Genomic DNA, 220 nt, shown 5'->3' on the forward strand with positions numbered 1-220 from the left:
TGACCCGAACCTGGGCATCACATCCGTATCCATTATTCCCTACAACCACTCGGTGAATGTTGGGCCGGACATCTTGGCCCATTACAATCCGACCACAAAGCACAACGAAAGCTACTGCATTCGCTTTACGTCGAACAACATGAAATGGCGCGGGCAGTCGACGACAAATAGCCTTAACCGGATCGCTCACTTTACGCAGAACGACCAAGGCATTTCCAGC

Annotated in this window: 1 protein-coding gene; it reads left to right on the forward strand. The window is 51.4% G+C overall.

What is annotated here, in order from left to right:
* Positions 1-220: hypothetical protein (locus MRS74_RS23800; protein ID WP_254582754.1), on the forward strand; the 220-nt coding region annotated here is incomplete at both ends.

Origin of the sequence: Marinobacterium sedimentorum (assembly GCF_024267675.1) — a bacterium.
GTDB classification, from domain to species: Bacteria; Pseudomonadota; Gammaproteobacteria; order Pseudomonadales; family Balneatricaceae; genus Marinobacterium_A; species Marinobacterium_A sedimentorum.